We start from the raw sequence: 12,527 nt of genomic DNA on the forward strand, positions 1-12,527 counted from the left end.
CAGTCGATAGATCTGGACTTCCCAGACAGTGGGAAGTTAGTATCGGCTTGTGGGACAGCATAGCGGGATCGGCGTGCTGGACAAGGCAGTGGCCGTCTTGAACGCCGTCGCAAAGGATCCGTGTGGGCTCGCCGAGTTGTGCAACCGGACGGGCTTGCCGAGGGCTACCGCGCACCGGTTGGCGGTCGGCCTGGAGGTGCACCGGTTGTTGCGACGGGGTTCCGACGGCCGCTGGCGTCCGGGCGCGGCACTGGCGGAGTTGGCGGGCGGCGCGACCGACCCCCTCCTCGACGCGGCGTCCTCGGTGTTGCCGAGGCTGCGCGACATCACCGGCGAGAGCGTCCAGCTCTACCGGCGGGACGGGATGCAGCGCATCTGCGTCTCCTCCGCGGAACCCCCGAGCGGTTTGCGCGACACCGTGCCGATCGGCGCGCGTTTGCCGATGACCGCCGGCTCCGGCGCCAAAGTATTGGCGGCGTGGTCCGACCCGGGCACCCAACGCTCAGTCCTGGCCGACGCCGTTTACGGCGAACGCACATTGTTGGAAGTCCGCCGCCGAGGCTGGGCGCAAAGCGTCGCAGAACGCGAACCGGGCGTGGCGAGCGTTTCCGCCCCGGTCCGCGACAGCACCGGCGCAGTAGTAGCGGCCGTCTCCGTTTCGGGCCCCATCGACCGCATGGGCCGCCGCCCGGGCGCGAGGTGGGCGGCGGACCTCCTGGCAGCCGCAGAGGCCCTCCAATCCCGCCTCTAGCCACCCCTCCTGCGCCCCCGCCGAGGTCAACCAACGCGGGGGCGCAGGGAAAAGGCCACCACAGCAGGACGTGCAGCGGAGGCCCAACCACCGCGGAACGTGAACACAGGTGAGGCCACCAACCGGGGAGAAGGCCAACCAACCGGGGGTGCAGGGGGGCGAAGCCCCACCTGCCCGGGGTCCGGGGGTCGGACCCCCGGTGTGAATGCGAAAGATCCCTGTTTCGCGTCAACGAAACAGGGATCTCCCGGATCTGTAGCCCCGAAGGGATTCGAACCCTCGCTACCGCCTTGAGAGGGCGGCGTCCTAGGCCGCTAGACGACGGGGCCCTAGGTAACTCGCTCGTATTCAGTTTAGCAGGTCTTCGGATTCTTGCAAAATCCGCTTTCCTGTCTGCTCCGGCAGCCTAGCACGTCTTTCTTTCCACCGTTGCAGCTGGGGTACCAGGACTCGAACCTAGACTAACTGAACCAGAATCAGTCGTGCTGCCAATTACACCATACCCCATTGGTTTCCCGGCTAGCTTACCCGTCCTCCCGGGATCTTGTCCTCGGGGTTTCGGGGGGCTCTCCGTTCCGCCGGGGAGAATACTAGACCACGTGCCCGGCGGAACGGAAATCGGGGGTCACGCGGAGGTGGCCGCCAGCTCGCAGACGAGGAGTTCGGGCAGCTCAGACAGGCTGCTGATGGCCGCGACGCCCGACGGCAGCGAGCCTTCGCGCGGGCCCTGGCGGTTCAGCCACACGCCCTTCATGCCCGCGTCCCGGGCGCCGATCGCGTCGGCGTGCAACCGGTCGCCGACGTGCACCGCGTCCTCGACGTCCACGCCCAGGTCGGCGCACGCGGTGTCGAAGATCACCCGGTCCGGTTTCGCGGCGCCGACCTCGCCCGCGATGAGGACCGTGTCGAAGTACGGGGCCAGCCCCAGCATGGAGATCTTCGCCCGCTGGTGGCGTCCCGAGGCGTTGCTCACGGCGGCCAGGGGCAGGCCGGTGGCCCGCAGCCACTCCAGGCACGGCACCACGTCCGGGAACAGCCGCCACCCCGACGCCAGGACCTCCTGGCGCCGCAGCTCCCGCCGCGTCGCCTCCTCCTGGTCCAGGTCCTCCCCCAGCGCCGCGAAGAAGGCGCGCGTGCGGATGTTCCGCATGGTCTCGTACTCGAGCTCGCCCGCGAGGAGGCGGGCGCAGTGCTCGTCGGTGATGCGCTGCCACAGCGACCAGGCGTCGGCGTTGCCGACCATCGCGGCCAGGGCGGCCCGGGACGAGGTGCTGTAGTCGACGAGGGTGTCGTCGACGTCGAGGCACACGGCCCGGATTTCGCCGGTTCTCCGAGGGGTAAAAGTCGGGGCTGCGGTTGTCACCCTGAGAGGCTAGGTGCGCCCACCCCCCGTCCGACTCAGCCAGAGAGGTGATATCTGGGGGTTCTTGCACGGTCAAGCACCGGAGAACCCCCCGATAGCACCACTCAGATTGCCCCGAGCGCGCGGCGCAATCGCCCGATCGAGCGACTCCGGCCCACGAGTTCCATCGATTCGTACAGGGGTGGCGAGACGGTACGGCCCGTCACGGCAACCCGCACCGGGGCGTACGCCTTGCGGGGCTTGAGACCCATTCCGTCCACAAGCGACACCTTCAGGGCTTCCTCGATCGCGCCGGCCGTCCACTCCGGAAGCGATTCCAGGGCGCTGATGCTGGCCTCCAGCACCGGCCGCGCGTCCTCGCCGAGGGCCTTGGCCGCGGAGTCCTCCTCCGGCGCGAAGTCCTGCTCCGGCACGAACAGGAAACGGACCATCCCGGACGCTTCGGACAGCACGACCAGGCGCTCCTGCACCAGTGGTGCGACACCGCCCAGCAGCGCCAGCTGCTCGTCGGTCGGCTCGGGCGGCAGCACGCCGTCCTTGACCAGGTGGGGCACCACGCGCCGGACGAACTCCTCCACCGGCAGCGCGCGCAGGTGCGTGGCGTTGATCGCCTCGGCCTTCTTCAGGTCGAAGCGGGCCGGGTTGGCGCTGACCCGGCCCAGCTCGAACGCCTCGAACATCTCGGCCATCGAGAAGATGTCGCGGTCGTCGGCGATGGACCAGCCCAGCAGCGCCAGGTAGTTCAGCAGCCCCTCGGGCAGGAAGCCGCGGTCGCGGTAGAGGAACAGGTTGGACTGCGGGTCGCGCTTGGAGAGCTTCTTGTTGCCCTCGCCCGTCACGTACGGCAGGTGCCCGAACGCCGGCGTGGAGCCGGTCACGCCGATGCGGGTCAGCGCCCGGTACAGGGCGATCTGGCGGGGCGTCGACGGGAGCAGGTCCTCGCCGCGCAGCACGTGGGTGATGCCCATCAGCGCGTCGTCGACCGGGTTCACGAACGGGTACAGCGGGTCGCCGTTGGCGCGCACCAGCACCGGGTCGGGCGTGCTGCCCGCCTTGAAGGTGACCTCGCCGCGCACCAGGTCGACCCAGGAGATGTCCTCGTCGGGCATCCGCAGCCGCAGCACGGGCGCGCGGCCGTCGGCGCGGAAGGCGGCCTTCCGCTCGTCGGTGAGGTCGCGGTCGTAGCCGTCGTAGCCGAGCTTCGGGTCCTGGCCGGCGGCCTTGCGGCGCGCCTCGACCTCCTCCGCGGTGGAGAAGGACTCGTACAGCTCACCTGCCTCGAACAGGCGCCTGGCCACGTCGTCGTACAGCTCGCGCCGCAGGCTCTGCCGGTACGGCGCGTGCGGGCCGCCGACCTCGGGCCCCTCGTCCCAGTCGAGGCCGAGCCAGCGCATGGCCTCCAGCAGCGAGAGGTACGACTCCTCGGAGTCACGGGCCGCGTCGGTGTCCTCGATGCGGAACACGACCTTGCCGCCCGCGTGGCGGGCGTACGCCCAGTTGAACAGGGCGGTGCGGATGAGGCCCACGTGGGGCGTGCCGGTCGGCGACGGGGAGAACCTGACGCGGACCCCGGTGCCGGCCGCTTCTGGGGTGGCTGCTGATGCGCTCATGACCCGATCAGCCTATCCGGCTTGACCAACGCGTCCCCCGGGAGCATCCTGAAGTTATTCAACTCGTGTTGAAAAGAGGAGGGGCGATCGTGGAACGGACGGGCGTTGTCGTGGTCGGGGGCGGACCGGCGGGCATGGTGTGCGCGTTGTTGCTGGCCAGGGCCGGGGTCGAGGTGACGGTGCTGGAGAAGCACGGCGACTTCCTGCGCGACTTCCGGGGGGACACGGTGCACGCGTCCACGCTGACGCTGCTGGACGAGCTGGGCCTCGGGCCCTCGTTCGCCGAGGTGCCGCACCAGCTGGTCGAACGGGTGCAGGTGATGCTGGACAGCGGGTTGCAGACGATGGGCGACCTGTCGCGGATCCCCGGTCCGCACAAGCACATCGCGTTCGTGCCCCAGTGGGACTTCCTGGACCTGCTGGCCGACGCGGGCAGGCGGGAGCCCGCGTTCACCCTGCGGATGGACACCGAGGTCGTCGGCCTGCTCCGGGACGGCGACCGGGTCACCGGCGTCCGCTACCGCGCGGCGGACGGCGGCACGGGCGAGCTGGCGGCCGACCTCGTGGTCGCGGCCGACGGCAGGCACTCGCTGGTGCGCGACCAGGCCGGGCTGCCGGTGCGCGCGTTCGGCGCGCCGATGGACGTGTGGTGGTTCCGCCTGCCGCGCAACCCGGACGAGCTCAACGGCGCGACCGGCCGGTTCAGCCGGGGCAACGCGCTGGTACTGATCAACCGGGGCGACTACTTCCAGACCGCCTACCTGATCCGCAAGGGCACCGACCGGGTGCTGCGGCAGGAGGGCGTCGAGGCGTTCCGCGAGCGCGTCGTGGCGCTGGTGCCGTGGCTGGCGGACCGGGTCGGCGCGATCGGGTCGCTGGACGACGTGAAGCTGCTGGACGTCAAGCTCGACCGGCTGCGGCGCTGGCACGCCGACGGGCTGCTGTGCATCGGCGACGCGGCGCACGCCATGTCGCCCATCGGCGGCGTCGGCATCAACCTGGCCGTGCAGGACGCGGTGGCCGCGGCGCGCATCGTCGCCGCGCCGCTGCGGCGCGGCGAGCTGACCCCGCGGGTGCTGGCGCGGGTGCGGCGGCGCCGGTGGCTCCCGACCGCGGTGACGCAGGCGATCCAGCGGCGCATCCAGGACCGGTTCCTCAAGCCGACCCTGGAGGGCGTGCCGGGCGCGGACGCCGGGAAGCCGCCGCGGCCGGTCCGGCTGATGCGGCGCTTCCCGGCGCTCCAGGTGGTGCCCGCCTACCTGGCGGGTGTCGGGCTGCTGCCCGAGCACGCGCCGGGGTTCGCCCGCCGCGCGCCCGAGCGGATCGAGCGGAGCTGACGGGGACCGGCGGGGTCGACCGGGCCGGCGGGTCGGTGGGACCGGCGGGTCAGCGGTTGCCGACCGGGTTGGTCAGCGTGCCCAGGCCCTCCACGGTCACCGAGACGGTCTGCCCGGCGGCCAGCGGGCCGACGCCGGCGGGCGTGCCGGTCAGGATCACGTCCAGCGGGCGCAGGGTCATCACCGAGGAGATGTGCTCGATCAGCTCGGGGATGCCGTGCAGCAGCAGCGAGGTCCGCGAGTCCTGCTTCACGACCCCGTCCACCTCGGTGCGGATCGCCACGTCGGACGGGTCGAACTCGGTCTCCACCCACGGGCCCAGCGGGCAGAACGTGTCGAAGCCCTTGGCCCGCGTCCACTGCCCGTCGCTCTTCTGGAGGTCCCGCGCGGTCACGTCGTTGGCGATCGTGTAGCCCAGGACCGCCTGCCGCGCGCGGGACGCGGGGATGTCCCGGCCGCCGACGCCGACCACGACGGCCAGCTCGCCCTCGAAGTCGACGCGCTCGGACGCCGCGGGCAGCTTGATCTCGGCGTTCGGGCCGATCACCGCCGTGTTCGGCTTGAGGAACATGAGCGGCTCGTCGGGCACCTCGTTGCCCATCTCGGCGGCGTGCTCGGCGTAGTTGCGGCCGATCGCCACGATCTTGGGCGGCAGGAACGGTGCGAGCAGGCGGACGTCGGCCAGCGGCCAGCGCCGGCCGGTGAACGTCGGGTTCGCGAAGGGGTCGTCGGCGATCTCGACCGCGGTCAGGTCGTCGCCTTCGCCCTCGATCGCGGCGAAGGCGAGGCCGTCTGGCTGGGCGATACGGGCAATGCGCACGGAGTTCACCCTAACCGGCGGCTTGAAAGCGCACCTCGCGTGCCTAGCGTCGAGGGATGCGAACCCTGCTGATCGCACTCACCCTGTTGCTGGGCACGGCCACCCCCGCGGCCGCCGCCCCCGTGCCCCTGGAAGCGGGCACCCACCTCAGCACCCACTCCGCCACGAGTCGGTGCGTCAACGGCTACAACGTCCGCGGGCACCTGCTGGTCCCGCCGGGCTGCGGCCCCGTCGGCACGGTCGTGCGCGGCCCCGGCGGCGTCGACGTCGGTCCGGTCGTGGCCGTCCGCCAGACCTACGCGGTGGTGCGGATCACCAACACCGCCGCGTGGGTCCAGCGGCCGACCATCGTCGGCCACTCCGGGGTCATCACCGGCGCCATGGAGTCACCCGTTGGTGGAAGGGTGTGCACGGTCGGCCGCACCATCGGGCTGAGGTGCGGCACCCTCCAGGCCAAGAACGTGACGGTCCATTACCCGACCGGGTCAGTCTCCGGGCTCACCCGGACCACCCTGTGCACCGAACCCGGTGAGCTGTGGAGCCCGGTGTTCAGCGGCTCCCAGGCCCAGGGGCACGTCCTGGGCGGCAGCGGGAACTGCACGACCGGCGGCTCCAGCTACTACCAGCCGCTCCGGGCGATCCTGTCGGCCGAGGGCTTCACGCTCGTGACGGGCTGACCCGCGTCGCCTTGTGCACCAGCGCGTCGCACAGGGCGAGCCAGGAGGCCTCGACGATGTTGCCGTGCACGCCCACGGTGGTCCACTCGCGCTCGCCGTCGGTGGACTCCACGAGCACGCGGGTGACGGCGTCGGTGCCGTGCTCGACAGAGTTGTGGCGGGTCCCGGGGAGGATGCGGACCTTGTAGTCGTTCAGCTCCACCGCGTCCAGCCAGGACAGGTGGGGCAGCAGCGCCTTCCGCAGCGCGGCGTCCAGCGCGTGCACCGGCCCGTTGCCCTCGGCGGTGGCGATGACCCGCTCGCCCGCCACGTGCACCTTGACCGTGGCCTCGGACACGATGACGCCGTCCTGGCGGTGGTCGAGCACCACGCGGTAGGACTCCAGCTCGAACGGGGCCTCGTCCAGTTCGGACAGCTCCGCCTTGAGCAGCAGCTCCAGGGAGGCGTCGGCGGCCTCGAACGACCAGCCGCCCGCCTCCAGCTCCTTGACCTTGCGCACGGCGCTGGTCAGGGCCTCGGGCCGACGGGTCAGGTCGATCCCCAGCTCACGTCCCTTGAGCTCGAGACTGGCCCGACCCGCCATCTCGGTGACCAGCACCCGCATGTCGTTGCCGACGGTCCCCGGCTCGATGTGGTTGTACAGCTCCGGGTCGACCTTGATCGCGCTCGCGTGCAGGCCCGCCTTGTGGGCGAAGGCCGACGACCCGACGTAGGCCTGGTGGGTGTCGGGTGCGATGTTGGCGATCTCGGCGAGGACATGGGAGACGCGGGTGAGCTCGGCCAGCGACTCGTGCGGTAGCACCTGGAGGCCGAGCTTGGTCACGAGGTTCCCGACGACGGCGAACAGGTCCGCGTTGCCCGCTCGCTCGCCGTAGCCGTTGGCGGTGCACTGGACGTGGGTCGCCCCCGCCTGCACCGCGGCGACGGTGTTGGCCACCGCGCAGGACGTGTCGTCCTGGCAGTGGATGCCGACGCGGAAGCCCGTGCGGGCGATCACGTCGGCGACGGTCTCGGCCAGGCCCAGGGGCAGCTGACCGCCGTTGGTGTCGCACAGCACGACCACGTCCGCGCCACCCTCCACAGCGGACTCCAACACCCTCAGGGAGGTGTCCGGGTCGAAGGCGTGGCCGTCGAAGAAGTGCTCGGCGTCGAGGAAGACGCGGCGGCCCTCGTCGACCAGGAGGCGGACGGTGTCTCGGACCATGGCGCAGTTCTCCGCCACGTCGGTGCGCAGGGCCCGCTCGATGTGCCTGCGGTCGGACTTGGCGACCAGCGTCACCACCGGCGCCCGGCTGTCCAGCAGTGCCCTGACCTGCGGGTCCTCCGTCACCCGGACCCCGGCCTTGCGGGTGGAGCCGAAGGCGACGAGCTGCGCGTGCTTGAGCGTGAGGTCGCCCGCCGCGGCGCGGGCGAAGAACTCGGTGTCCTTGGGCAGCGCGCCCGGCCACCCGCCCTCGATGAAGCCCACGCCCAGCGAGTCGAGCAGGCGGGCCACGGCCAGCTTGTCGGTGACCGAGTACGAGATGCCCTCGCGCTGGGCACCGTCCCGCAGGGTCGTGTCGTAGACGTGGAAGCTGTCGCCGAGGGGGGTCACGAGGGGGCTCCTTGGGATCTGGGAAAACAAAAAGACCCCCCGCGGGATGCGAGAGGTCTGCGCGTCGGCTGCTCCGGCGGAGCACCTACCCGACGCGCTGGGAAATAATGATCACGGTGTGGAGAGCCACGTCGGCGATAGTGCCACACCCCGCCCGCGCTGACCAAGCCACGGACGGGTTGTCCCACATGGTGAGTGTCAGCTACCGGCCAGGAACCTGGCGAACGCCTCGATGGCGGCCGGGTTGCGCGGCGATTCGACCAACGCCGCGTAAGGCAGGACGAAGAACCTCTTGTCCTTGATGGCGGGCACGTCCTTGAGCGGTTCGTACGATTCCAGGAACGCCCTTTTCTGCTCGGGGGTGGTCGCGTCGCCGTCGGCGTAGTCGTTGATCAGGATGACCTCCGGCGCGCGGTCGACCACGGCCTCCCAGCCGACCGTCGTCCAGCTGTCGTCGAGGTCGCCGAAGATGTTGTCGCCGCCCGCCTTGCCGATGACGTCCTGCGGCGCGGCGTTGCGGCCGGAGGTGAACGGCTGGTCGAGGCCGCTGTCGTAGAGGAACACCCTCGGGCGCTCCCCCTTGACGAGCCGTTGCGCGGCGGCGACCTGCTCCTGGTAGCCGGTGACGAGCCGTTCGGCCCGGTCCTCGACGCCGAAGATCCGGCCGAGGTTGCGCAGGTCGGTGTAGAGGGCTTCCAGCGGGGGCATGATGCCGCGCTGCTCGCCCACGCCGTTCCGGCACGCCTCGGTGAGCTGGTAGGTGGCGATGCCCAGCTCGGCGAGCGCGTCCGGGGTGAACCCGGTGCTCTCGGAGAAGCCGTAGTTCCAGCCCGCGAACACGAGGTCCGCGTTCGCGCCCTGGACCAGCTCCTTGGTGACCTTCTCGCCGAGGTGCGGCACGCGCCCGAAGTCGGCCCGCCACGGGGAGGACGCCACGTCGCCGGTCTTGGCGGAGGAGGAGACGGTGTAGCCGGCCATCCGGTCGGCCAGGCCGAGCGCGAACATCAGCTCGGTGATGCCGGTGTCGTTGGTGACCACGCGCGAGGGCCTCGCGTACTCGACCTCCCGGCCGCAGTTGGTGACGGTCGCGGTCCCCGCCGCCCGCGCCCCCTCGTCGATCCGCGCGCCGCACGCCGTCGCGAGCAGGGCCGCGGTGAGCGCGACGAGCGCGGTGGGCTTCCTCAGCACGGTGTTGCCTCCTGGTGTTCGAACAGCAGCTGGGGCGCCCCGGTGGTGGGGTGCGGCACGACGTGGGCGCGGACGCGGAAGACCTCGGCCAGCAGCTCGGGGGTGAGCACCTCGGCGGGCGTGCCGCTGCGCACCACCCGGCCGCGGTCGAGCACGTGCAGGCGGTCGCAGTGGGCGGCGGCCAGGTTGAGGTCGTGCAGCACGGCCAGGACGGTCACGCCCAGGCTCCGGACCAGGGCGAGGACGGCCAGCTGGTGGCTGATGTCCAGGTGGTTGGTCGGCTCGTCGAGGACCAGCACCCGCGGCCGCTGGGCCAGGGCGCGGGCGATCAGCACGCGTTGCCGCTCGCCGCCCGACAGGGTGAGGAAGCCGCGGTGCGCCAGGTGGGCCGCGTCCACCCGGGACAGCGCCTCGCGCACGATCGCCTCGTCGCCGGGGCCCGTGCCGTGGGGCAGGCGGCCCAGGGCGACGACCTCGGTGACGGTGAAGTCGAACTCGACGTGGCTGTCCTGGGTGAGCGCGGCCAGCTCGCGGGCGGTGTCGCGGACCCGGGCGGCGGTGATGTCGCGGCCGTCGAGGCGGACCGCTCCCCCGTGCGGCTTCAGCGCCCGGTAGGCGCAGCGCAGCGTGGTGGACTTGCCGCTGCCGTTGGGGCCGACGATGCCGTGCACCTCGCCCGTGCCGGCGGTCAGGTCGACGCCGCGCAGGATGCCGTCGACGACCAGGTCCTCGATGCGCAGCTCCATCAGCGGCCGCCGAACACGTAGCCGCGGCGGCGCATCAGGACCACGAAGCACGGCACGCCCAGGGCCGCGGTGATGACGCCCAGCGGCAGCTCCTCGGGCGCGGCGAGCAGGCGGGCGACGACGTCCACCCAGATCAGGAAGCAGGCGCCCGCGAGCGGCGCCACGGCGAGCACCCGGCGGTGGTCCGCGCCGACGACCAGGCGGACCAGGTGGGGCAGCATGAGGCCGACGAAGCCGACCGCGCCGCTGACCGCGACGAGCACGCCGGTCATGGCGGCGGTGACCAGGAACAGGGCGCGGCGGGTGCGCGCGACGTCGACGCCGAGGGTGGTGGCGGTCTCGTCGCCCATGGCCAGGGCGTTGAGGTGCCCGGCGCGGGCGGTGAGGTAGGCGGTGCCCGCGACGACCACGGCCGCCGCGACCGGCACCGACGCCCAGGTGACCCCGCCCAGGCTGCCCAGCAGCCAGAACATGGCGGCGCGGGCCGCCTCGCCGCGGGGCGACTGGAAGACCAGCAGCATGGCGATCGCGGAGAAGCCGTAGGCGAGGGCGGTGCCGGTGAGGACCAGGCGCAGCGGCGTCAGGCCGCCCCGGCCGGCCACCAGGTAGACCAGGGCCATGGCGGCCAGGGCGGACAGGAACGCGGCCGTGGACAGGGCGTAGACGCCGAGGGAGGCGAACAGGCCGGTGGTGGCGACCGCCGTGGCGCCGACGCTCGCGCCCGAGGAGATCCCCAGCACGTACGGGTCGGCCAGGGCGTTGCGGACCATCGCCTGGACGGCCACGCCGACCGCGGACAGGCCCGCGCCCACCACGGCGGCCAGCAGCACGCGCGGCAGCCGGATGTCCCACACGATCCGGTAGTGGCCCGCCTCGGCGGCCTCGACCACCCCGCCCGTGACGGCCGCGTGCAGGTGGCGGACCACGTCGTCGAACGGCACGCCGACCGGGCCGAGGGCCACGCCGCACACCACCGAGAACGCCAGCGCGACGGCCAGGACGGCGCAGGCGGCGGCGGTGGAACGCCTCGAACTGGGTGGCCTCGCGGGCCTGATGGTCGTCGCGGTCACCGGGCGCCTTCCGGGCGGGTGGCCGCGACCGGTCGCGCCCCGGGCCGCGGCGGACCGGTGCGCACCCGTCCCGCAGACCACGGCAGGAGTGGAGCTTCTTCCCACCGCCCACGGGTGATCGGGCTCGCCGAAGCACGACTTCGGCTTACCGTTGCGGGTCAGCGCCGGACTCTCACCGGACTTCCCCCACGGGCGGCACCGGCGACCTTAACGCGAAGGGCCACCACGACGGCGTCGTGGTGGCCCTGATCACGTGCGGGGGTTCGTCAGGCTCCCGTGCGGACGTTGGACGAGACGAGGGCGGCCAGGCGGTCGCCCACGGCGTAGGTGGCGCCCGGCGACGAGTGGTCGCGGGTGGCCAGGTCGAAGGCCACCGAGGCCTCGATCCGCCGCGCCGCCTCCGACTCGCCCAGGTGGTCGAGCATCAGCGCCACCGACAGCACCGCGGCCGTCGGGTCGGCGATGCCCTGGCCCGCGATGTCCGGCGCGCTGCCGTGCACCGGCTCGAACATGCTCGGGTTCCGCCTGGTCACGTCGAGGTTGCCCGACGCCGCCAGGCCGATGCCGCCGGTCACGGCCGCCGCCAGGTCCGTCAGGATGTCGCCGAACAGGTTGTCGGTGACGATCACGTCGTACCGGCCCGGGTCGGTGACCAGGTGGATGGTGGCCGCGTCCACGTGCTGGTAGGCCACGGTCACGTCCGGGTGCTGGAGCGACACCTCCTCGACCACGCGCGACCACAGCGAGCCGGCGTGGGTGAGCACGTTGGTCTTGTGCACCAGCGTCAGGTGCTTGCGCGGCCGGTTGGCCGCCCTGGCGAACGCGTCGCGCACCACCCGCTCCACGCCGAACGAGGTGTTGATCGACACCTCGGTCGCGATCTCGTGCGGGGTGTCCTTGCGCAGGAGCCCGCCGTTGCCCGCGTACAGCCCCTCGGTGCCCTCTCGGACGACCACCATGTCGATCTCCGGCGGGTCGGCGATCGGGCTGCGGACACCGGGGTAGAGCCGGGCCGGGCGCAGGTTCACGTGGTGGTCGAGTTCGAACCTGAGCCGGAGCAGCAGGCCCCGTTCCAGGATGCCGCTGGGCACGGAGGGGTCGCCCACTGCGCCGAGCAGGATCGCGTCGTGCTGGCGGAGCTCACCGAGCACCGATTCCGGCAACAACTCACCTGTGGCGTGCCAGCGCGCCGCGCCGAGGTCGTAGCGGGTGATCTCAGCCGCTGGAACGACCTCACCGAGCACCTTCAGGGCCTCGGCGACGACCTCGGGCCCGATCCCGTCCCCTGGGATCACTGCGAGCCGCATCCACACACCTCCCAGGTATCAGTCCCATTTCGCGGGACTAGTTCTCAATGCGAAAGGCTACCGG

The 12,527-nt window shown here is 71.9% G+C and carries 11 protein-coding genes, 2 tRNA genes and 1 riboswitch; of the genes, 3 read left to right on the forward strand and 10 right to left on the reverse strand.

The genetic code is table 11. The features are described 5' to 3' along the window. Positions 1 to 49: 49 nt before the first annotated feature. Complete coding sequence (locus ABD223_RS07855) at positions 50 to 751, forward strand: IclR family transcriptional regulator (protein ID WP_344035267.1); 702 nt, start codon at positions 50 to 52, stop codon at positions 749 to 751. Positions 752 to 1,007: 256 nt separating this feature from the next. On the opposite strand, the gene ABD223_RS07860 is transcribed toward ABD223_RS07855, so the two are convergent. The 4 genes from ABD223_RS07860 to gltX all read right to left on the reverse strand — a co-directional run bounded on the left by ABD223_RS07860 (position 1,008) and on the right by gltX (position 3,724). Next, positions 1,008 to 1,080 (reverse strand) — tRNA-Glu (locus tag ABD223_RS07860). Positions 1,081 to 1,186: 106 nt separating this feature from the next. Then, positions 1,187 to 1,258 (reverse strand) — tRNA-Gln (locus tag ABD223_RS07865). A gap of 118 nt (positions 1,259 to 1,376) precedes the next feature. After that, positions 1,377 to 2,060: an HAD family hydrolase gene (locus ABD223_RS07870; protein WP_344035268.1), complete on the reverse strand. Its 684-nt coding sequence runs from the start codon at positions 2,058 to 2,060 to the stop codon at positions 1,377 to 1,379. Positions 2,061 to 2,218: 158 nt separating this feature from the next. After that, positions 2,219 to 3,724, reverse strand: a complete 1,506-nt coding sequence (gltX, locus tag ABD223_RS07875; protein WP_344035269.1) for a glutamate--tRNA ligase — start codon at positions 3,722 to 3,724, stop codon at positions 2,219 to 2,221. 86 nt (positions 3,725 to 3,810) lie between these two features. Between gltX and ABD223_RS07880 the strand changes: the two genes are divergently transcribed. Beyond that, positions 3,811 to 5,061 carry an FAD-dependent oxidoreductase gene (locus tag ABD223_RS07880; RefSeq protein WP_344035390.1) on the forward strand — a complete coding sequence of 417 codons (1,251 nt, stop codon included), beginning with the start codon at positions 3,811 to 3,813 and terminating at the stop codon, positions 5,059 to 5,061. 49 nt (positions 5,062 to 5,110) lie between these two features. On the opposite strand, the gene ABD223_RS07885 is transcribed toward ABD223_RS07880, so the two are convergent. Continuing rightward, the gene (locus ABD223_RS07885; protein WP_344035271.1) at positions 5,111 to 5,881 is read right to left on the reverse strand and encodes a fumarylacetoacetate hydrolase family protein; all 771 of its coding nucleotides are present in this window, start codon (positions 5,879 to 5,881) and stop codon (positions 5,111 to 5,113) included. Between the two features lie 56 nt (positions 5,882 to 5,937). Here ABD223_RS07885 and ABD223_RS07890 point away from each other — a divergent pair, with 56 nt between their 5' ends. Further along, complete coding sequence (locus ABD223_RS07890) at positions 5,938 to 6,558, forward strand: S1 family peptidase (RefSeq protein WP_344035273.1); 621 nt, start codon at positions 5,938 to 5,940, stop codon at positions 6,556 to 6,558. Here ABD223_RS07890 and cimA read toward each other — a convergent pair. The 5 genes from cimA to ABD223_RS07915 all read right to left on the reverse strand — a co-directional run bounded on the left by cimA (position 6,539) and on the right by ABD223_RS07915 (position 12,463). Next, positions 6,539 to 8,152 carry a citramalate synthase gene (gene cimA, locus ABD223_RS07895; protein ID WP_344035274.1) on the reverse strand — a complete coding sequence of 538 codons (1,614 nt, stop codon included), beginning with the start codon at positions 8,150 to 8,152 and terminating at the stop codon, positions 6,539 to 6,541. The genes ABD223_RS07890 and cimA overlap by 20 nt on opposite strands. Before the next feature lie 198 nt (positions 8,153 to 8,350). Then, positions 8,351 to 9,340: an ABC transporter substrate-binding protein gene (locus tag ABD223_RS07900; RefSeq protein WP_344035275.1), complete on the reverse strand. Its 990-nt coding sequence runs from the start codon at positions 9,338 to 9,340 to the stop codon at positions 8,351 to 8,353. Next, on the reverse strand, positions 9,334 to 10,086 hold the full coding sequence (locus ABD223_RS07905; protein WP_344035276.1) for an ABC transporter ATP-binding protein: 753 nt from the start codon (positions 10,084 to 10,086) through the stop codon (positions 9,334 to 9,336). The genes ABD223_RS07900 and ABD223_RS07905 overlap by 7 nt, the downstream gene beginning before the upstream one ends. Beyond that, the gene (locus ABD223_RS07910) at positions 10,086 to 11,141 is read right to left on the reverse strand and encodes a FecCD family ABC transporter permease (protein ID WP_344035391.1); all 1,056 of its coding nucleotides are present in this window, start codon (positions 11,139 to 11,141) and stop codon (positions 10,086 to 10,088) included. Before ABD223_RS07910 ends, ABD223_RS07905 begins: the two co-directional genes overlap by 1 nt. 107 nt (positions 11,142 to 11,248) lie before the next feature. Then, positions 11,249 to 11,365: riboswitch (cobalamin riboswitch) on the reverse strand. Between the two features lie 57 nt (positions 11,366 to 11,422). Beyond that, positions 11,423 to 12,463, reverse strand: coding sequence for a 3-isopropylmalate dehydrogenase (locus tag ABD223_RS07915; protein ID WP_033431525.1), 1,041 nt, complete (start codon positions 12,461 to 12,463; stop codon positions 11,423 to 11,425). Positions 12,464 to 12,527: the final 64 nt, after the last annotated feature.

It is taken from the genome of Saccharothrix xinjiangensis, assembly GCF_039527585.1.
Lineage (GTDB): Bacteria > Actinomycetota > Actinomycetes > Mycobacteriales > Pseudonocardiaceae > Actinosynnema > Actinosynnema xinjiangensis.

Coding starts and splice junctions, on each gene's coding strand:
- gltX (WP_344035269.1), bottom strand. CDS start 3,724: ATGAGCGCATCAGCAGCCACCCCAGAAGCGGCCGGCACCGGGGTCCGC.
- ABD223_RS07890 (WP_344035273.1), top strand. CDS start 5,938: ATGCGAACCCTGCTGATCGCACTCACCCTGTTGCTGGGCACGGCCACC.
- ABD223_RS07905 (WP_344035276.1), bottom strand. CDS start 10,086: ATGGAGCTGCGCATCGAGGACCTGGTCGTCGACGGCATCCTGCGCGGC.
- ABD223_RS07915 (WP_033431525.1), bottom strand. CDS start 12,463: ATGCGGCTCGCAGTGATCCCAGGGGACGGGATCGGGCCCGAGGTCGTC.